This is a genomic window from Paraburkholderia tropica (assembly GCF_014171495.1).
GTDB classification, from domain to species: domain Bacteria; phylum Pseudomonadota; class Gammaproteobacteria; order Burkholderiales; family Burkholderiaceae; genus Paraburkholderia; species Paraburkholderia tropica.
This window is the reverse complement of record NZ_CP049134.1, coordinates 1-17,836: the sequence shown is the minus strand read 5'-3', so window position 1 is coordinate 17,836 and position 17,836 is coordinate 1. Positions and strand designations below refer to the sequence as shown.

Genomic DNA, 17,836 nt, shown 5'->3' with positions numbered 1-17,836 from the left:
CCGGATCATCGTGAACAGAACACGCGTTCTAGAGCAGATTTTTGCCCGCCTTTTTCCACGAACTAAGTACGACCCCAAATAAAAAGATCGCCCGCAGGCGATCTTTTGTTCAATTCGAGCGCTCATACCCGCTCACACCGATAGTGAGCGCTCACATTCATCGAAAAACGCCGTTCAAAGGCGGCTTTCCAGATCCGCACGCGTGTCGCGCAGCGACGGCGGCAAACCTTGCGCAAGCGTGTCGAACAGCTCCGAATGCAGGGCCAGCTCCGCGCGCCAGGCGTCGGCGTCGACCGAAATCACCTGCGCGAACTGCTCGGGCGTGAAGTTCAGGCCGCGCCAGTCGAGATCGCCATAACGCGGCGACACGCCGAACGCGTGCGCTTCGCCCTCGCCCTGACCTTCGATACGGCGCACCATCCATTCGAGCACGCGCATGTTCTCGCCGAAGCCCGGCCACACGAACTTGCCGTCGTCGCCCTTGCGGAACCAGTTCACGCAGAAGATGCGCGGCAGCGTCGCGCCGAGCTGTTCGAGGCGGCCGCCCACCTTCAGCCAGTGGCCGAAGTAGTCGGCCATGTTGTAGCCGCAGAACGGCAGCATGGCGAACGGATCGCGGCGCACCACGCCCTGCTGCCCTGCCGCCGCCGCCGTGGTTTCCGAGCCCATCGTCGCGGCCATGTAGACGCCTTCGGTCCAGTCGCGCGCCTCGGTCACGAGCGGCACGGTGGTCGAGCGGCGGCCGCCGAACACGAACGCGTCGATGGCGACGCCCTTCGGGTTCTCCCATTCGGCGTCGATCGACGGACATTGCGACGCGGGCGCCGTAAAGCGCGCGTTCGGATGCGCGGCCTTGCGACCCGTTTCCTTCGCAATCGCCGGCGTCCAGTCCTGGCCCTGCCAGTCGATCAGATGCGCGGGCGGCGTGTCGGTCATGCCTTCCCACCAGACGTCACCGTCATCGGTCAGCGCGACGTTCGTGAAGATCACGTTCTCCTTGAGCGTCGCCATGGCGTTGAAGTTGGTCTTCTCGCTCGTGCCGGGCGCCACGCCGAAGTAGCCCGCTTCCGGGTTGATGGCGTAGAGGCGGCCGTCCGCGCCCGGCTTGATCCAGGCGATATCGTCGCCGATCGTGCTGATTTCCCAGCCGTTCATGGCGGCCGGCGGAATCAGCATGGCGAAGTTGGTCTTGCCGCACGCCGACGGGAACGCCGCCGCGACGTGATACTTGCGCCCTTCCGGCGATTTCACGCCGAGAATCAGCATGTGCTCGGCGAGCCAGCCTTCGTCGCGGCCCATCGTCGAAGCGATGCGCAGTGCAAAGCACTTCTTGCCGAGCAGCGCATTGCCGCCATAGCCCGAACCATAACTCCAGATCTCGCGCGTTTCCGGGAAATGGACGATGTACTTGGTCTTGTTGCACGGCCACGGCACGTCCTGCTCGCCCGCCGCCAGCGGCGCGCCCACAGTGTGCACGCAGGGCACAAACGGGCCGTCTTCGCCCAGCACGTCGTACACCGCGCGGCCCATGCGCGTCATGATGCGCATGTTGACGGCCACGTAGGGGCTATCGGAGAGTTCGACGCCGATATGCGCGATCGGCGAGCCGAGCGGGCCCATCGAAAACGGCACGACATACATCGTGCGGCCGCGCATCGAGCCGGCGAACAGGCCGTCGAGTGTCGAGCGCATTTCGGCGGGCGCGATCCAGTTATTGGTCGGGCCGGCGTCTTCCTTCTTCTGCGAGCAGATGAAGGTGCGATCCTCGACGCGCGCCACGTCCGAGGGATCGGAGCAGGCCAGATACGAGTTGGGGCGCTTCTGCGGATTGAGGCGGCGCATCGTGCCCGCGTCGACCATCTGCTGACACAGGCGGTCGTATTCCTCCTGCGAGCCGTCGCACCAGACGATGCGTTCGGGCTGCGTGTGCGCGGCGATCTGCTTGACCCATTCCACCAGTTTCCGGTGTCGGACCCAGGACGGCGCCTGCATGGCGGCCTGGGCGGGGAAGTCGGGATGATTCATCGAAAAGTCTCCATAGGGGCTGATAAAAAATCGTTTCAGGCCCTTTTCGACGCTGCGTGCGAGAGGCACTTTTTTAAGCGATTCAACGGCGAAACCGGGGCTGCGGTCCGCGCAGTTGTGCAGGTCGTCAAGGCCCAATCAGCAGGGGTTCGCAACCGTCTGTAAAGCGGCTTGCATGGCGACCCGACAAGCTGATAAAAGGGGAAAAATTCTCGTTCAAACCTCGTGCAGCCGCATTGAGCGCCATCGAACGAAACAGCAATTGCGGTACCCGCGAGCGCTATTTCTTCGTTGCGGCCGATGCAACGTGAGGCGACCCCGTATTCATACCAGCCTGCCAAACGCTGCATAGTGGGATAACCACCAGATGAACATCGAGTCGCGCCACGTACGGTGCGCTGCCTATCACTTTTGCCGCCATGAAAATTGCCATCCTTGACGACTACCAGGACGCCGTCCGCAAGCTCGACTGCTTCCAGCTGCTTGCCGATCACGAGGTCAAGGTCTTCAACAACACCGTGCGCGGGCTCGGTCAGCTCGCGAGCCGCCTCTCGGAAGTCGAAGCACTCGTGCTGATTCGCGAACGTACGCGCATCTCCTCGCAACTGCTCGACAAACTCCCGCATCTGCGCATGATCAGCCAGACGGGCAAGGCCGGTCCGCACATCGATATCGAAGCCTGTACCGAACGCGGCATCGCCGTGCTCGAAGGCACCGGTTCGCCGGTCGCGCCCGCCGAACTCACCTGGGCGCTGATCATGGCGGCGCAGCGGCGCATTCCGCAGTATGTCGCCAACCTCAAGCAGGGCGCGTGGCAGCAGTCGGGCCTGAAGACCTCGGCGATGCCGCCGAACTTCGGTCTCGGCCAGGTGCTGCGCGGCCAGACGCTCGGCATCTGGGGCTACGGCAAGATCGGCCGCCTGGTCGCCGGTTACGGCAAGGCGTTCGGCATGCGCGTGATCATCTGGGGCCGCGAGCATTCGCTCGAAGCCGCGCGCGCCGACGGCTACGAAGCCGCCGCCAGCCACGAGGCGCTGTTCGAGGAAAGCGACATCCTCTCGCTGCATCTGCGTCTGCACGACGACACGCGCGGCATCGTCAAGCAGGAATACCTGTTGCGCATGAAGCCGACGTCGCTGCTCGTCAACACGAGCCGCGCCGAACTGCTCGAAGAGAACGCGCTGCTCGGCGCGCTCGCGCACAACCGGCCGGGCATGGTCGCGATCGACGTGTTCGAGAGCGAGCCGATCCTGCAGGGCTACAGCCTGCTGCGTATGGAAAACGTGATTTGCACGCCGCACATCGGCTATGTGGAGCGCGAAAGCTACGAGCTGTATTTCGGCGCGGCCTTCCGCAACATCCTGTCGTTCGATGCGGGCGATCTCTCGCACGTCGCGAATCCGGAAGCGCTGCAAGGCGGTCGCCGCAAGTAAGGCGGCAAGCTGCGCGCGTAGCCAACAAAAAGGCGGCCATCAGGCCGCCTTTTTTGCGTCGATGCGCGCGCCGCGCGATGCGGCTCAGACGTGCGAGGCCGCCTCGAACATCTCCGGCAGACGCGCGAGAAAACGCCCGCCGTCTTCGGCGCCGAGGTTCCAGGCGTGCTGCATCTGCTGCGGGCTCGTGTAGTCCCAGCTCGAAATCGGCACCTTCGCGGTCGGCTGCACATAGAGGCGCAGTTGCTCGCCGGGCTGGCCGCCGTCGCCGCCCGTGCGGTGCTTCACCACGAACATCTGCGGACGCGGATACAGCCGCGTGACCATCACCAGCACGCGCCCGGGCGTGTCGTCGAGCGCGCCGACGGGCACGTTGTCGACCATGCCGCCGTCGAGCACGGCGCGCCCGTTACGGCGCAGCACCGGCGTAAAAGGCGGCGTGCACGACGATTGCAGCACGAGGTCGGCGAGATCGTCGACGCTCTGGCAAGCCTGCGCCGTCACGAATTCCGGATGAAAACCGAGCTTGCGCCCAAGCGTGGGATGCAGCGTCTTGCGGATGTGCTTTTCGATGTTGTACGCGATGAGCCCTGCCGCCACCGCGCTGCGCGCGCCGAGCCAGCGCGGCAGATGCGACACGCCGATGCGGATCTCGGGCGCGTCCTGCAGCTTTTCGAAACGCGGCCCGTAGATGTCGAGCAGCGCCTGACGGTAGATGCGGTAGTGCGGAAACACCGACTCGCCGCGCAGCAGGTTGCCCCAGTACGCGTTGCGCTTGTTGTGCTTGAGCGCTTCCTCGTAATAGCGCATGACCCACTGCGAATCGCGCGTGTAGATCATGCACGCGGTGGCCGCGCCCGCCGAAATGCCCGTGATGACGCGCGGGCGCAGATCCAGCTTCGGCTGAACGACGTCCCAGAAACCCGCCTGCCACCAGCAGCGGTTGCCGCCGCCGGCAAAGACAACCTGATCGAACATGCGCCCTCTTTCCTTCGATTCGTCCTGAATGCGACAGCTTAGTCGAGTAGCGCGTAAGTCGAGGTCGCGTGAACGGCCATCCGGCCGTCTTCGTCATAGAGTTCTATTTCGCCGAACACCAGATTGCGGCCCATGCGCAGCACGCGCGCCGTGATCTTCACGTCGCCCTTGCGCACCGCGCGCATGAAGTTGGTGTTGAGTGCGACCGTGGTCATCGGTTTGAATTCGCCGAGCGCCGCCGAGATCGCCACGATCATCGCCGTGTCGGCGGCCGCCATGAACACCTGGCCGCAGATCACGCCGCCCGCGTGGCGCAGCTCGCCGGAAAACGGCAGCCGCAGCGTGGCGCTGTCTTCCGTCACGTCGAGCGGCTTCAACCCGAGCGCCTTCACCCACGGCGCCAGCACGCGCTCGAGCAGCGCGTCGATTGCCTTGTCGTCCATCGTCTCTCTTGTGCCTTTTATGGAGTGCGTGCCGCGTGGCGGATGTCCTCGTGGCGACGGACCCGGCGGGTAGCGCGCGGCACGCCGGCTCGCGGCCCGAAACGATCGGAAGCGATCCGAAGCGCGGACCCGCCAGCGTGGCCACATGATACCGGGTGGTACCGCGTCCTGTTGATATTGAAGATAAGGCGACCGTGCTGCCGCGACGCGCCAGCTTGCCGTTCCAGGCCGCCAGCAACTTTTTTAGGAAATTTGCGAAAAGGACTTGCCAAGACTCAAAAGGCAGGGCATAATCTTTCTTCTGTTGGGGGCGTTAGCTCAGTTGGTAGAGCAGCGGACTCTTAATCCGTAGGTCGAGTGTTCGAGTCACTCACGCCCCACCAGCCAATTTATGTGAAAAGCCCGGTCTTCTGACCGGGCTTTTTGCTTTCCAGGTTCCACGTAGGCACTATGTAGGCAAATTCGAGCAACATTCGTCCTGCAATGTCGCAGCTTATTCAGTGCGCGAAGTGCATCCACGCGAATCGCAATCTTCGCCACCTCAAAGCGATCTTGCCGCTCCTCCCGCACGCCCCCCCCCTCACAACAGCAGGGCACGCGAAGCGTGGGCCTATGAAAACATGCCTAACCCGCATCTGGGGCTTTCAGTTCCTGCAATCGGCTCTTTGTTATCCGCTCCATGCATCCCCAAAAAACGATGTAACGCATGGATGCCTGCCCCAGTCCATACGTCTCACCATAGCAGTAGTTGTCTCGATACTGCACCCATGCATCTTGGCTATTTTTGAAATAGGGCCATGCCAATGGATAATTATCAGCCTTCAAAGATTTATCATTTCTCGCTGCTTTTTCAGAAAATAATCGCAATTCCTTATTTAACTTATCATCGGCATCTTCAAATTCACGATGGGCACACTGATCCATATCCTCCTGTGAGGCATTATGCTGCGCTTTGCATAATTCATCAATCCACGCCGTTGACTTCCCCAGAAAATAAGCCGCCGAGGATCGATACAGCTTATAGTCAAATCGCTCCGAATATATGGATTGTGCATTTACGCGCGATGGCGTGAACGAACCCAGCATCAGCAACATTGCGATAAAACATAGTGTCTTAGTGCTCCGCATCATAAACTCCCGAAGCAAAGAGACGCGCCTCGGCATAGCGCCTCGTCCTTAATTTTTTGTTCTTTCCGATTCGATATTCCAATATATAATCAAACATTTCTCCGTAGCGGCCACCGTTAACTTTGTCGATAATATCATCCGCACCGCCATTGGGGCCACAATTGAAAACAATGCTTACAAGCGCATCATATTCAAATTGATATAACTCTACGTTTACATCTCCGTTTAAACGCTGCTCCATTCTTTCAAGATCGCGCCTCTTGAATTCTCTGGCGCGTTCTAGCGAAATAGTTTGCCCCAATGCTATATGATCGGCAGGCAAGATACGATGGCCGCTCGCGACTGTAGGAATTCCAACATTGTCACGGTATGCCTTCAATATAAATCCATCAATAACTTGATGCCCTTGAAAATTTACACCGTTCAACAACCCAGACTCCCACACACTTATAAATGACAAGCCTTCCTTCGATGCCTTCCACGGCTTGCTTATCCTGCCTGCGTAGATTGAAATAGTGGATTTGGTGGATAAGTCCGCCATGTGCCCTCCATTGTTGAGTGTCTAGTAATTAAACGTCAACGATCCAAATTTTCCTTGATATCAAAGCTCGCGGTGACAGTACCTGCACTTGCACCGATATCGCTTTGCAATATATATTCTTGCTTTACCCGAGAAAATGAAAACGCAACGTGCTCACAGTAACTCTCATCATGTACAATCGGCTTAACAGAGGTTATTATCACGTCTCCCATAATTATTTTTAAGAAATCAAGTGGCACACCACCCGCCTTGCGCACTGACAGGATTGCTTCTGGTATGTGGCGACCCGTCAAACAATAACGCATGAGATTAGGACTGGAGCGATCAATTTGATGAACAAATTTCAAATCCTTAATTGTTGCCTTACCTGCACCGCCGCCAGACCCTAACATCATTGATGATTGCTGAGCCATTTCCCATTGCCAGCTAAAAATTTCTATCTCATCTTGATGGACTGCATCTTTCGCCTCACCTGAAATACCATTTATTTTCAGAAAAATATCGGCCATTTCGCCTCCTGGTTCGTTACGTAAAAATGTTGCCGCAACCGCATGATTGATGCAGGCCCTATTGCACAACCATAGTGATCTGAAATATTGAACGGTGAAAATCAGAACAATCTGATTTTCATTAATTTTTAAAAATCGAATAATCAATACATCAAAATTTGATGTAGATCACCCCGTATTTTGAATCGGATAAGTTGACAAATGGCGCGGCTCACGTTTGAGCGCGCGCGTCATGTCACTACCTTTGCGATTCGAAAAATTTAAACCGGGCGACAGATGGCGTCTGTCCATTCGTCCCGGCTTACCTCAGGAATACGCGGATTGGCTTTCCCCCGCTTTCCCGGACAGGTAAATTAGCCCGTCATGCGTAGCTCGAACTGAACCGGGCTAACGAAGTCCAGTGTTGAATGTCGGCGATGCGGGTTGTAGAAGCGCTCGATGTAATCGAACACGTCGGCCCGCGCCGCGTCCCTCGTGCGATAAATGTCATGCAAAAAGCCCGGTCTTCTGACCGGGCTTTTTGCATTTCTCCCGCCGTTTTTCCTGCGCGCGCTTGTCTGCGCAGCGGTGGCGCTGCGCTTTCGCCGCTCAAACCAGCACGTCGGCGCTGCGATCTCTCACTTTCATCGAAAAACGCACCGCGCGCGGCGGCTGGGGCAGCCAGCGGCCGAGTGACTCGAAACCGTCGAGCTGACGCAGCAGCGTGTCGACCGTAGCGAGCTGAACGTGAGACAAATGGTTTTGCTTGAGCAAGGCGTGCAGCCGTTTGCGCCAGTAGTCGGCGTCCATGATCGGCTCTTCGAAGTCGCTCGATAGCGACGCCGGCATCACGCGCGCGATATGCGCGATTTCCTGTTCAACGAATGTCATGGCGAACTCCCCGTTTCCGACAGTGTTTCTTATCGTATGACGTAACTGTAGGACGACCGGGGCGCGACGCCAGCCTACCCGATTGGATAGGGCGAAAATCCAGCCAGAACGCATCGACGGGCACGCGCGATGCTCAGGCCCGACGCGCCGTGCCGCGCGCGTTTTAAGACTGATCCGATAGGGTTTTTCTGACCTGCATCAGATCATGGAGTGATCGAAAAACACTCCAGAGGTGATTGCCATGCACGGGCATCCAACCGACAAACTCGTCGCCGGCGCGGTCATCGGCGGCATTCTCACCGCCGCGCTCGTCGTGCTGATGGTCTGGCTCGACTTTCCGTCGGACCGGGGCTATGGCGCGGCCGTACGGCTTGCCGTGCCCGCCGCCCTCTCCGCCCTGCTGCTGTTCCCGCGCCCGATTCTCCATCGCACGCTGCTGCGAGAACGGCGCGATCCGGGCCTGCTCGACGAAGATCTGAACCTGTTGCTCGTGGGCCGCGCGCTGGGTCTCGTGGGCGGCATCATTTTCGGCATCTCGCTGGCCTCGGAAATTCTTTGAGGGACTTCTGAGGCGCGCGTCCGCTCACTGGCTCACAGGAACGGCTTGCCGTCGACCTGTTCGTAGACGACGTTGCCTTCGTCGTCCTCGAATTGCTCCAAATAGTTGCGGGCGCCGCACAGTGGGCAACGGAACAACGGACCCTGGCCCTCGTTCTTGATGACCACTTCGCTTTGTTCCCAGGGCGTGCCGCAGGACTGATTGCGGCAGACGAACGATTCAGTTTCAGACATTGCAGATTCTCCTTGCTGTTACGGCTGCAAAGCCTACAGCATGCGGGCCCCGCGCGCCGCAATTCGTCGCGCTTTCCGCCATCCTTTCCTCGCGTTTTCTTCACGCTCGCTCGTTTTCCCGCGCGTTGTTCAGTTTTTGAGCAACGCGTGCGCGTCCTTCTGCGCTTTGCTGTGCCGTGGCGGCGCAATGTGGCCGCGCCGGCGCCCTCGCCTGTCTCGCTAAGCCGTTCAGGCTCCGCGCGCCGTACAGACCGGGCCGCATGCGTCCGCGCGCCGCAGCGGCCCTGCACGCCCCTTCGCCTCGCGCCCGCGCTCCTCTCGATCCGCGATTGGCACGCTTCTGGCATTGACGAGCACCGGTTGCGCGGTCTCGGCCTGACGCGCCCACCCATATCGACACAGACAAAACGAGGAGCACGTAGATGAATCACGCGGACATGCAGTTCCTGACGACCGAGTTCCCGTACAAGAAGCAATACGGCAACTTCATCGGCGGCGAGTGGGTCGCGCCGCTGGGCGGCGAGTATTTCGACGACATCTCGCCGATCACCGGCCATCCGTTCACGTCGATTCCGCGCTCGCGCGAAGCCGACGTCGAGCTGGCGCTCGACGCCGCGCACAAAGCCAAGACCGCCTGGGGCAAGACCTCGCCGACCGAGCGCGCCAACATCCTCAATCGCATCGCCGACCGCATCGAGCAGAACCTGCACAAGCTCGCCGTGGCCGAAACCATCGACAACGGCAAGCCGCTGCGCGAAACGCTGGCCGCCGACATTCCGCTCTCGGCCGATCACTTCCGCTATTTCGCGAGCTGCGTGCGCTCGCAGGAAGGCGGCATCTCCGAAATCGATCACGACACGGTGGCCTATCACTTCCATGAACCGCTCGGCGTGGTCGGCCAGATCATCCCGTGGAATTTCCCGATCCTGATGGCCGCCTGGAAGCTCGCGCCCGCGCTCGCGGCCGGCAACTGCGTCGTGCTCAAACCCGCCGAGCAGACGCCCGCCTCGATGCTCGTGTTCGCCGAGATCATTCAGGATCTGCTGCCGCCGGGCGTGCTCAACATCGTGAACGGCTTCGGCCTCGAAGCAGGCAAGCCGCTCGCCTCGAACAAGCGCATCGCCAAGATCGCCTTCACCGGCGAAACGACGACGGGCCGCCTGATCATGCAGTACGCGAGCCAGAACATCATTCCCGTGACGCTGGAACTGGGCGGCAAGAGCCCGAACATTTTCTTCGCCGACGTGCTCGATCACGACGACAGCTATTTCGACAAGGCGCTCGAAGGCTTCGCGATGTTCGCGCTCAATCAGGGCGAAGTGTGTACCTGCCCGTCGCGCGTGCTGATTGACGAAAAGATCTACGACCGCTTCATGGAGCGCGCGCTCAAGCGCGTGGCGGCGATCCAGCAAGGCCATCCGCTCGACACGAAGACGATGATCGGCGCGCAGGCCTCGCAGGAACAGCTGGAGAAGATCCTCTCGTACATCGACCTCGGCAAGCAGGAAGGCGCGCAATGCCTGATTGGCGGCGAACGCAACGCGCTGGCCGGCGAACTCGGCGCGGGCTACTACGTGAAGCCGACCGTGTTCCGCGGCCACAACAAGATGCGCATCTTCCAGGAAGAGATCTTCGGGCCGGTCGTTTCGGTGACGACGTTCAAGACCGAAGAGGAAGCGCTGGAGATCGCCAACGACACGCTCTACGGCCTCGGCGCGGGCGTGTGGACGCGTGACGGCACGCGCGCATATCGCTTCGGCCGCGAGATCCAGGCCGGGCGCGTGTGGACGAACTGCTATCACGCGTATCCGGCGCACGCGGCGTTCGGCGGCTACAAGCAGTCGGGCATCGGCCGCGAGAACCACAAGATGATGCTCGATCACTATCAGCAGACGAAGAACCTGCTCGTCAGCTATAGCGACCAGCCGCTGGGTTTCTTCTGATGGGCGTGTGATCTTCTTCTGATCGATTGCGGGTGTTGTACCGGCTCGCCGGGCGCCGTGTGGGGCGTTCCGGCGAGCGTCTTTTTCGAGGAGCGCCGCGACATGGTCGAACGCGTTACCGCCACGCCCGCCGCGCTCGCGCTGATCGAGCAACTCGCGCGCGAGCACGGCTCACTGCTGTTTCATCAATCCGGCGGGTGCTGCGATGGCAGCGCGCCGATGTGTTTTCCCGCCGGGGAATTTCTCGTGGGCAACGCCGATGTGCAACTCGGCGAGATTGGCGGCGTGCCGTTTTATATGACCGCGTCGCAATTCGAGTATTGGCAGCATACGCAGTTGATCATCGATGCGGTGCCGGGCAATGGCGGCATGTTTTCGCTTGAGCGGCCGACGGGGTTGCGGTTTCTCACGCGCTCGCGGCTTTATGACGATGAGGAGAACGCGTGGCTCGAAGCCCATCCGGTGGCGCGGGTGAGTTTGTGACTTTGCGCTGAGACAGGTAGCGGGAGGGATTTCGAGGGCGATGCTATCCTGGCCGGGATCCGCGCATTTGCGCATTCGCACATTCGCGCGCGCCGAACCTGGAGACGACATCATGCAAAACCGCGACGTGAAGCTGCTCAAGCTCGATCCGATGGATCTGCTCGCCGTGAGCCATACCGGCCCGTATATGAAGATCGGCGATGCGTTTTATACGCTCGCGCAATGGCTCGGCGAGCGGAAGGTGCGGACGTCGGGATCGAGGCTGGTCGGCATTTACTACGACGATCCGAATTCGGTCGAGGAATCGAAGCTGCGCTCGAAGGCGGCGGTGCAGCTTGTGCACGATCGCGATGTGCAGGTTGTGGCGCCGGTGGAGAAGTTTCAGTTGCGCGGCGGTGAACACGCGATGGTGCTGCACAGCGGGCCGTATCAGGGACTGCAGCAGGCGTGGATGTGGCTTTACAACGATGGCTTGAAGCAACTCGGGCGCAATGCGGACTTTTCGGTGCCTTCGTTCGAGGTGTATCTGAATACGCCGGACGAGGTCGCGCCTGAGGATCTGAAAACCGAGCTTTATATTCCGCTGGTTTGAGGGCTTGTTTCGGGGCTTACCTGGGTTTTTCGAGGCCGCTGGAGAGGTTGTCCAGCGGCTTTTTCGTTTCCGATGCGCGGTCTCTTAGGGTTTTTCAATCTATGTATACGTAAACGTAGTAATAGTTAACAAGTCCCTGGGTTTTCTGTGGATAACCCCGGAAAACTATTGAGTAAACAAGGCTGTGGAAAATTCATAACCCTGCGGGTGTTAACGGGACAATCCCAGGTAGTTGCTGACAACTTTTCCACTGTTTTATCCAGGGGCGGAGTTGTTCAGGTTTCGTGCACCGGATGTTCCGGGGGTTGTAAGGGGGTTATCCAGAGGGGGGGTGGATAGGTTGGGGAGCTTCGTTTGGGCGAAGAAAAAGCGCCTTGAGGGCGCTTTTTTTGTTGAGGGGCTGGGGGAGTGGGGTGAGGTGGGTGGCGTAGAGGGCTTTGTTAGTCGCATTGCGCGGAGGAGGATCGAACTCCCGTCCTTCGCATTGCGAACGCGATTGCAATCCGCATCCCATCCCACCCATAAACCAAATCAAACCCAAAAACAAAAAGACCCACGAGTCTCTCAACTCGTGGGTCTCCCAATTCCAGCCAGATCGCCAACCGCGACCCGACTAAAACCCCTCAAACATCAATATTCCCCGCCCGCAGCGCATTGCTCTCGATAAACGCGCGACGCGGCTCCACGTCATCACCCATCAACGTAGTAAAAATCCCATCCGCAGCAATCGCATCCTCGATCTGCACGCGCAGCAGACGACGCACAGTCGGATCCATCGTCGTTTCCCAGAGCTGCTCAGGGTTCATCTCGCCGAGCCCCTTATAACGCTGCTTCGAAACATTGCGCTCAGCATCCGCGATCAGCCACTTCATCGCGCTCTTGAAGTCCGTCACCGCCATGCTGCGCTCGCCCCGCTTGATGAGCGCATTCTTGCCGATCAAACCCTTGAACGTATTCGCGGTATTCACGAGCTGCTGATAATCTGCCGTCAGCTGGAACTCTTCGTCGATCACGGAAACCTTGACGTTGCCATGATGACGACGCTCCACGCGCAGCGAACGCTGCTCGCGCACCGCGTCATACATCGGCACAACGGACACTTCCGGCTTCAAAGGATCGTCGCGCAGATGCGCCTCAAGCGCACGAGCCGAAGCCTCCGTCGACTCCTCGCTCGACAGATCGATCGCCACGCCATCCATAATGGCTTCGAGCGCCCGCACGTCATACAGACGCGACAAGCGATCCACCACGGCGCGCGCCAACTGATACGACCTTGCCAGCTCGCCCAGCGCATCACCCGAAATCGGCGTCGCGCCTTCGGTCGGCACCAGTTCCGAACCGTTCAGCGCCAGACGCAGCATATGCGCGTTCAGATCGGCGTCGTCCTTCAGATAACGCTCGTCCTTGCCCGCCTTGAGCTTGTAAAGCGGCGGCTGCGCGATATACACGTAACCGCGCTCGATCATCTCCGGCATCTGCCGATAGAAGAACGTCAGCAGCAGCGTGCGGATGTGCGCGCCGTCCACGTCCGCATCGGTCATGATGATGATGCGGTGATAACGCAGCTTCTCGAGGTTGTAATCTTCCTTGCCGATACCGCAACCGAGCGCGGTAATCAGCGTGACGATCTGCTCCGACGACAGCAACTTGTCGTAGCGCGCCTTCTCGACGTTCAGCACCTTGCCGCGCAGCGGCAGGATCGCCTGGAACTTGCGGTCGCGGCCTTGCTTGGCCGAGCCGCCTGCCGAGTCGCCCTCGACGATATACACCTCGGACTTCGCCGGATCCTTCTCCTGGCAGTCCGCGAGCTTGCCCGGCAGGCCCACGCCGTCGAGCACGCCCTTGCGTCGCGTCATTTCACGCGCCTTGCGCGCGGCGTCGCGCGCACGCGCGGCGTCGACGATCTTGCTGCAAATGGTCTTCGCGTCGTTCGGCGTTTCCTGCAGGAAGTCTTCCAGCGCCTTCGCCACGACGTCTTCCACCGGCGCGCGCACTTCCGACGACACCAGCTTGTCCTTCGTCTGCGAGCTGAACTTCGGCTCCGGCACCTTCACGGAGAGCACGCACGACAGACCTTCGCGCATGTCGTCGCCCGAGGTTTCGACCTTCGCCTTCTTGGCGATTTCGTTGTCGGCGATGTACTTGTTGATCACGCGCGTCATCGCCGCGCGCAGCCCCGTCAAGTGCGTGCCGCCGTCGCGCTGCGGGATGTTGTTCGTGAAGCACAGCACGCTTTCGTTGTAGCTGTCGTTCCACTGCATGGCGACTTCCACGCCCACGCCGTCCTTCTCGCTCGAGATGTAGAAGATGTTCGGATGCAGGACCGTTTTCGCCTTGTTGATGTACTCGACGAAGCCCTTCACGCCGCCCGCGAACGCGAAATCGTCTTCCTTGCCCGAGCGCTGGTCGGTCAGGCGGATACGCACGCCGTTGTTCAGGAACGAGAGTTCGCGGATGCGCTTGGCGAGAATGTCGTAGTGATATTCGACGCTGCCGAAGATGGTTTCATCGGCCATGAAGTGCACTTCGGTGCCACGGTTTTCCGTGTCGCCGAGCAGTTGCATGGGCGACACCGTCACGCCGTCGCGCTCTTCGAGAATGCGGTTCTGCGGCACGCCACGGTGGAATTCCATGAAGTGCTTCTTGCCGTTGCGGCGCACGGTCAGGCGCAGGAAGCTCGACAGCGCGTTCACGCACGAGACGCCCACGCCGTGCAGGCCGCCCGAGACCTTGTAGCTGTTCTGGTCGAACTTGCCGCCCGCGTGCAGCTCGGTCATCACGATTTCAGCGGCGCTGCGCTTCGGATCGTGCTTGTCGTCCATCTTCACGTCCGTGGGAATGCCGCGGCCGTTGTCGGTGATCGAGATCGAGTTGTCGGCGTGAATGACGACGTGAATGTCGTTGCAATAGCCGGCGAGCGCTTCGTCGATGGAGTTGTCCAGCACTTCGAAGACGAGGTGGTGCAGACCGGTGCCGTCCGACGTGTCGCCGATGTACATCCCGGGACGCTTGCGCACCGCTTCCAGACCTTCGAGGATCTGGATCGACGAGGCGCCGTAGCTGTTGTCGGGTTGCGAGTTGTTCGTATCAGTCATGGAATTTTTCCGGTTCTGCTGTACTGCCAGCGTTACTGCTCGAGACTTTTTGAAAAGCCATAAAAACGCCAAAGGGGCGCAGCGCCCCCTGGTGTTCTTCTTCTGTCGCGCTTTTTAAATGCGCATCGGCATCACCACGTACTTGAATTCCTCGTTCTCGGGAATCGTGATGAGCGCGCTGGAACTGGCGTCGCCGAGGCTCACTTCCAGCGTGTCGACCTTCAGGTTCGCGAGGACGTCGAGCAGATACGTGACGTTGAACCCGATGTCGATGGTGTCGCCCTGATAGGCGATTTCCAGCTCTTCCTGCGCCTCTTCCTGGTCGGCGTTGGTCGACATGATCTTGAGCTGGCCCGGCTCGATGATGCAGCGCACGCCCTTGAACTTGTCGGACGTGAGAATCGCCGCGCGTTGCAGCGAGCGTTGCAGTTCTTCGCGGCCGATCTGGAAGGTGTTCTTGTGCGCCTTCGGAATCACGCGCTGGAAGTCGGGGAACTTGCCTTCCACGAGCTTCGAAACGAGCTCGACCTGGCCGAACGTGAACTTGACCTGCGTGGAGCCGATGTCGATCTTGAGCGTGTCGTCGATGTCTTCGAGCAGGCGCTGGAGTTCGAGAATGGTCTTGCGCGGGATGATGACTTCCTGGCGCGCGAACGAGCCTTCGATCTTCATCGACGAGAACGCGAGGCGGTGGCCGTCGGTGGCCACGGCCATCAGCTGGTCGCCGTCCACCACCAGCAGCATGCCGTTCAGGTAGTAACGGATGTCCTGCTGCGCCATCGCGAAATAGACCATGCCGAGCAACTGGCGGAAGGTCTTCTGCGGCACCGAGAGGTTCGCGCCGAAGTCCTTGGCCTGCGCCACCGTGGGGAACTCGTCCGCGGCAAGCGTTTGCAGGGCGAAGCGGCTCTTGCCCGACTGCACCGTCAGGCGCTTGTCGGCGAGCGTGAGCGTGACCTGGCCGTCGGGCATCGCGCGCAGGATGTCGAGCAGCTTGCGTGCGGCGACCGTGGTCGCGACCTGCTCGCTGCCGACGCCGAAGTCGGCGGTCGTGGTGATCTGCAGCTCGAGGTCGGTCGACAGGAACGAAACGTCGGAACCGGTTTTGGTGATCAGCAGATTGGCGAGGATCGGCAACGTGTGGCGGCGTTCGACAATGCCGCTCACCGTTTGCAGCGGCCTCAGCAGGTTATCGCGTTCGGTCTTGACCAGTTGCATAGAGTTCCTTCGTTGATGTGACGGTCTGCGCACCCTGTCCGGGCCGGGCGTCGTGCGCCCGATCCCGGCGCCGTCCCGCAGCACAGGCCGTGGCGTGGAATCCGCCCGGTCGGCCGGAGCGCCGGACGGTTAAACCCATATTGTGCCTGAAAACGGACCGCTTCCCTAAATTGGGGGCGATCCACGCAATAAACAGGGGGAACCTCGGGGGCCCGCCCCGTCAGCCCTTGAGCGTTTGCTCCAGAACGTGCAGCTCGTGGTTGAGCTGGGCGTCCTTGGTGCGCTCGTCGGCAATCTTGCGCACGGCGTGCAGCACCGTGGTGTGATCGCGCCCGCCGAACAGCTCGCCGATTTCCGGCAGGCTTTTCTGCGTCAGCTCCTTGGCCAGGTACATCGCGATCTGGCGCGGCCGCGCGATGTTCGCGGGGCGCTTCTTCGAGTACATGTCGGCGACCTTGATGCTGTAGAAGTCCGCCACCGTCTTCTGGATGTTTTCCACCGAGATCTGGCGGTTCTGCACCGTCAGCAGATCCTTGAGCGCTTCCTTGGTCAGCTCGATGGAGATTTCGCGGCCGTGGAACTTCGAGTACGCGAGGATCTTGCGCAGCGCGCCTTCGAGTTCGCGCACGTTCGAGCGCAGATGCTTGGCGACGAAAAACGCCACGTCTTCGTTCAGGCTCACGCCTTCCGACTGCGCCTTGCGCATCAGGATGGCCACGCGCATTTCGAGTTCCGGCGGCTCGATCGCGACCGTCAGGCCCGAGTCGAAGCGCGAGATCAGGCGGTCGTCGATACCCGAGATTTCCTTCGGATACGTGTCGCTCGTGATGATCACCTGCGCCTTGTTGGCGACCAGCGCCTCGAACGCGTAGAAGAACTCTTCCTGCGTGCGCGACTTGCCCGAGAAGAACTGAATATCGTCGATCAGCAGCAGGTCGAGCGAGTGGTAGTAGCGCTTGAAGTCGTCGAACGCCTTGCGCTGATACGCCTTCACCACATCGGACACGTATTGTTCCGCGTGGATGTAGCGGATGCGCGCGCCCGGCTTGTCGATCAGCAGCTGGTTGCCGATCGCGTGGATCAAGTGGGTCTTGCCAAGGCCCACGCCGCCGTACAGGAACAGCGGGTTATACGAGATGCCGGGATTGTCGGCGACCTGGATGGCCGCGGCGCGCGCGAGCTGGTTCGCCTTACCGGTCACGAAATTGTCGAACGTGAGCACCGGGTTGAGCTTCGAGCGCTCGTAGGTCGGGTCCGGCTCGGCGCTGGCCGCGGCGGCCGCGCCCTGACCCGGACGCCAGCTGCGGCGGCCGGCGGCGGCTTCGTTGGCGTCGAGGCTCGGCAGGTCGAGGTCGGCGGCGTCATCGGCCTGGGCGGCCTGGGCCGCATGCGCGGTTTGCGCGGCGGCGAGGCTGTTCATGGCGGCGACGGCTGCGGCGCCCGCGTGGCTCGGCGCGGCGTGGTGAACGGCCGGCGCCGCTTCGGCGGCGGCCAGCGGCGCGCGCGGCGCGGGAGCGGCGACAGGCGCGCGCATGCCCGCCTTCGGGTCGAGGACGAATTGCACATCGACGGGCGTCTGCCAGAAGTCGCGCGCCAGATCGGTGATCCGGCCCGAGAACTGGCTCTTCACCCAGTCGAGCTTGAAGCGGTTGGGAGCGGCTATCTGCAGCGTGTTCGCCGCAGCGTCGAAGGCAACCGGGGCCAACGGTTTAATCCACGTCACGTACTGCTGGGGCGTCAATTCGCGCTCCAGTAGTGCGGAACAGTGTTGCCAGAATTCGTTCAT

At 60.7% G+C, this 17,836-nt stretch carries 16 protein-coding genes, 2 tRNA genes and 1 pseudogene; 6 read left to right on the top strand and 13 right to left on the bottom strand.

Annotated features, from left to right (window positions below; genetic code table 11):
- Positions 1-174: 174 nt before the first annotated feature.
- Positions 175-2,025 (bottom strand): phosphoenolpyruvate carboxykinase (GTP), encoded by a 1,851-nt coding sequence (locus G5S35_RS00095; protein WP_074982917.1) that lies wholly within the window; start codon positions 2,023-2,025, stop codon positions 175-177.
- Positions 2,026-2,444: 419 nt separating this feature from the next.
- Here G5S35_RS00095 and G5S35_RS00090 point away from each other — a divergent pair, with 419 nt between their 5' ends.
- On the top strand, positions 2,445-3,458 hold the full coding sequence (locus G5S35_RS00090) for a D-2-hydroxyacid dehydrogenase family protein (RefSeq protein ID WP_183038443.1): 1,014 nt from the start codon (positions 2,445-2,447) through the stop codon (positions 3,456-3,458).
- Between the two features lie 84 nt (positions 3,459-3,542).
- Here the strand turns inward: G5S35_RS00090 and G5S35_RS00085 are convergent, their stop codons facing one another.
- Together G5S35_RS00085 and G5S35_RS00080 are read right to left on the bottom strand one after the other, a co-directional pair.
- Positions 3,543-4,436, bottom strand: a complete 894-nt coding sequence (locus G5S35_RS00085) for a patatin-like phospholipase family protein (protein WP_183038442.1) — start codon at positions 4,434-4,436, stop codon at positions 3,543-3,545.
- A gap of 38 nt (positions 4,437-4,474) precedes the next feature.
- Positions 4,475-4,879: a PaaI family thioesterase gene (locus G5S35_RS00080; RefSeq protein ID WP_065061818.1), complete on the bottom strand. Its 405-nt coding sequence runs from the start codon at positions 4,877-4,879 to the stop codon at positions 4,475-4,477.
- Between the two features lie 307 nt (positions 4,880-5,186).
- Between G5S35_RS00080 and G5S35_RS00075 the strand changes: the two genes are divergently transcribed.
- Positions 5,187-5,262: transfer RNA gene (locus G5S35_RS00075), tRNA-Lys, on the top strand.
- A gap of 241 nt (positions 5,263-5,503) precedes the next feature.
- On the opposite strand, the gene G5S35_RS00070 is transcribed toward G5S35_RS00075, so the two are convergent.
- The 5 genes and pseudogenes from G5S35_RS00070 to G5S35_RS00050 form a co-directional block, all read right to left on the bottom strand.
- A complete protein-coding gene (locus G5S35_RS00070; RefSeq protein ID WP_161495579.1) occupies positions 5,504-5,974 on the bottom strand; it encodes a lysozyme inhibitor LprI family protein in 471 nt (156 codons plus the stop codon).
- 19 nt (positions 5,975-5,993) lie between these two features.
- Positions 5,994-6,548, bottom strand: a complete 555-nt coding sequence (locus G5S35_RS00065) for a lysozyme (protein WP_082992068.1) — start codon at positions 6,546-6,548, stop codon at positions 5,994-5,996.
- Positions 6,549-6,583: 35 nt separating this feature from the next.
- Positions 6,584-7,057 carry an Hcp family type VI secretion system effector gene (locus tag G5S35_RS00060; protein ID WP_183038441.1) on the bottom strand — a complete coding sequence of 158 codons (474 nt, stop codon included), beginning with the start codon at positions 7,055-7,057 and terminating at the stop codon, positions 6,584-6,586.
- A 353-nt stretch (positions 7,058-7,410) separates the two neighbouring features.
- Positions 7,411-7,542: pseudogene (locus G5S35_RS00055) on the bottom strand (IS3 family transposase); the annotation flags it as partial.
- A 103-nt stretch (positions 7,543-7,645) separates the two neighbouring features.
- Positions 7,646-7,927, bottom strand: coding sequence for a hypothetical protein (locus G5S35_RS00050; protein WP_065061817.1), 282 nt, complete (start codon positions 7,925-7,927; stop codon positions 7,646-7,648).
- A 241-nt stretch (positions 7,928-8,168) separates the two neighbouring features.
- On the opposite strand from G5S35_RS00050, the gene G5S35_RS00045 reads away from it, so the two are divergent.
- Complete coding sequence (locus G5S35_RS00045; RefSeq protein ID WP_074982909.1) at positions 8,169-8,486, top strand: hypothetical protein; 318 nt, start codon at positions 8,169-8,171, stop codon at positions 8,484-8,486.
- Positions 8,487-8,518: 32 nt separating this feature from the next.
- Here G5S35_RS00045 and G5S35_RS00040 read toward each other — a convergent pair whose 3' ends face one another.
- Positions 8,519-8,719 carry a hypothetical protein gene (locus G5S35_RS00040; RefSeq protein WP_065061815.1) on the bottom strand — a complete coding sequence of 67 codons (201 nt, stop codon included), beginning with the start codon at positions 8,717-8,719 and terminating at the stop codon, positions 8,519-8,521.
- A 422-nt stretch (positions 8,720-9,141) separates the two neighbouring features.
- On the opposite strand from G5S35_RS00040, the gene adh reads away from it, so the two are divergent.
- The 3 genes from adh to G5S35_RS00025 all read left to right on the top strand — a co-directional run bounded on the left by adh (position 9,142) and on the right by G5S35_RS00025 (position 11,737).
- Positions 9,142-10,662, top strand: coding sequence for an aldehyde dehydrogenase (gene adh / locus G5S35_RS00035; RefSeq protein WP_065061814.1), 1,521 nt, complete (start codon positions 9,142-9,144; stop codon positions 10,660-10,662).
- 102 nt (positions 10,663-10,764) lie between these two features.
- A complete protein-coding gene (locus tag G5S35_RS00030) occupies positions 10,765-11,145 on the top strand; it encodes a DUF779 domain-containing protein (protein WP_074983015.1) in 381 nt (126 codons plus the stop codon).
- Positions 11,146-11,257: 112 nt separating this feature from the next.
- Positions 11,258-11,737, top strand: coding sequence for an AraC family transcriptional regulator (locus G5S35_RS00025; RefSeq protein ID WP_183038440.1), 480 nt, complete (start codon positions 11,258-11,260; stop codon positions 11,735-11,737).
- Between the two features lie 449 nt (positions 11,738-12,186).
- Here the strand turns inward: G5S35_RS00025 and G5S35_RS00020 are convergent.
- The 4 genes from G5S35_RS00020 to dnaA form a co-directional block, all read right to left on the bottom strand.
- Positions 12,187-12,259 (bottom strand) — tRNA-Ser (locus G5S35_RS00020).
- Positions 12,260-12,360: 101 nt separating this feature from the next.
- A complete protein-coding gene (gene gyrB, locus G5S35_RS00015; protein WP_074982903.1) occupies positions 12,361-14,832 on the bottom strand; it encodes a DNA topoisomerase (ATP-hydrolyzing) subunit B in 2,472 nt (823 codons plus the stop codon).
- Positions 14,833-14,946: 114 nt separating this feature from the next.
- On the bottom strand, positions 14,947-16,050 hold the full coding sequence (dnaN, locus tag G5S35_RS00010) for a DNA polymerase III subunit beta (protein WP_065061811.1): 1,104 nt from the start codon (positions 16,048-16,050) through the stop codon (positions 14,947-14,949).
- A gap of 220 nt (positions 16,051-16,270) precedes the next feature.
- Positions 16,271-17,836, bottom strand: coding sequence for a chromosomal replication initiator protein DnaA (dnaA, locus tag G5S35_RS00005; protein ID WP_183038439.1), 1,566 nt, complete (start codon positions 17,834-17,836; stop codon positions 16,271-16,273).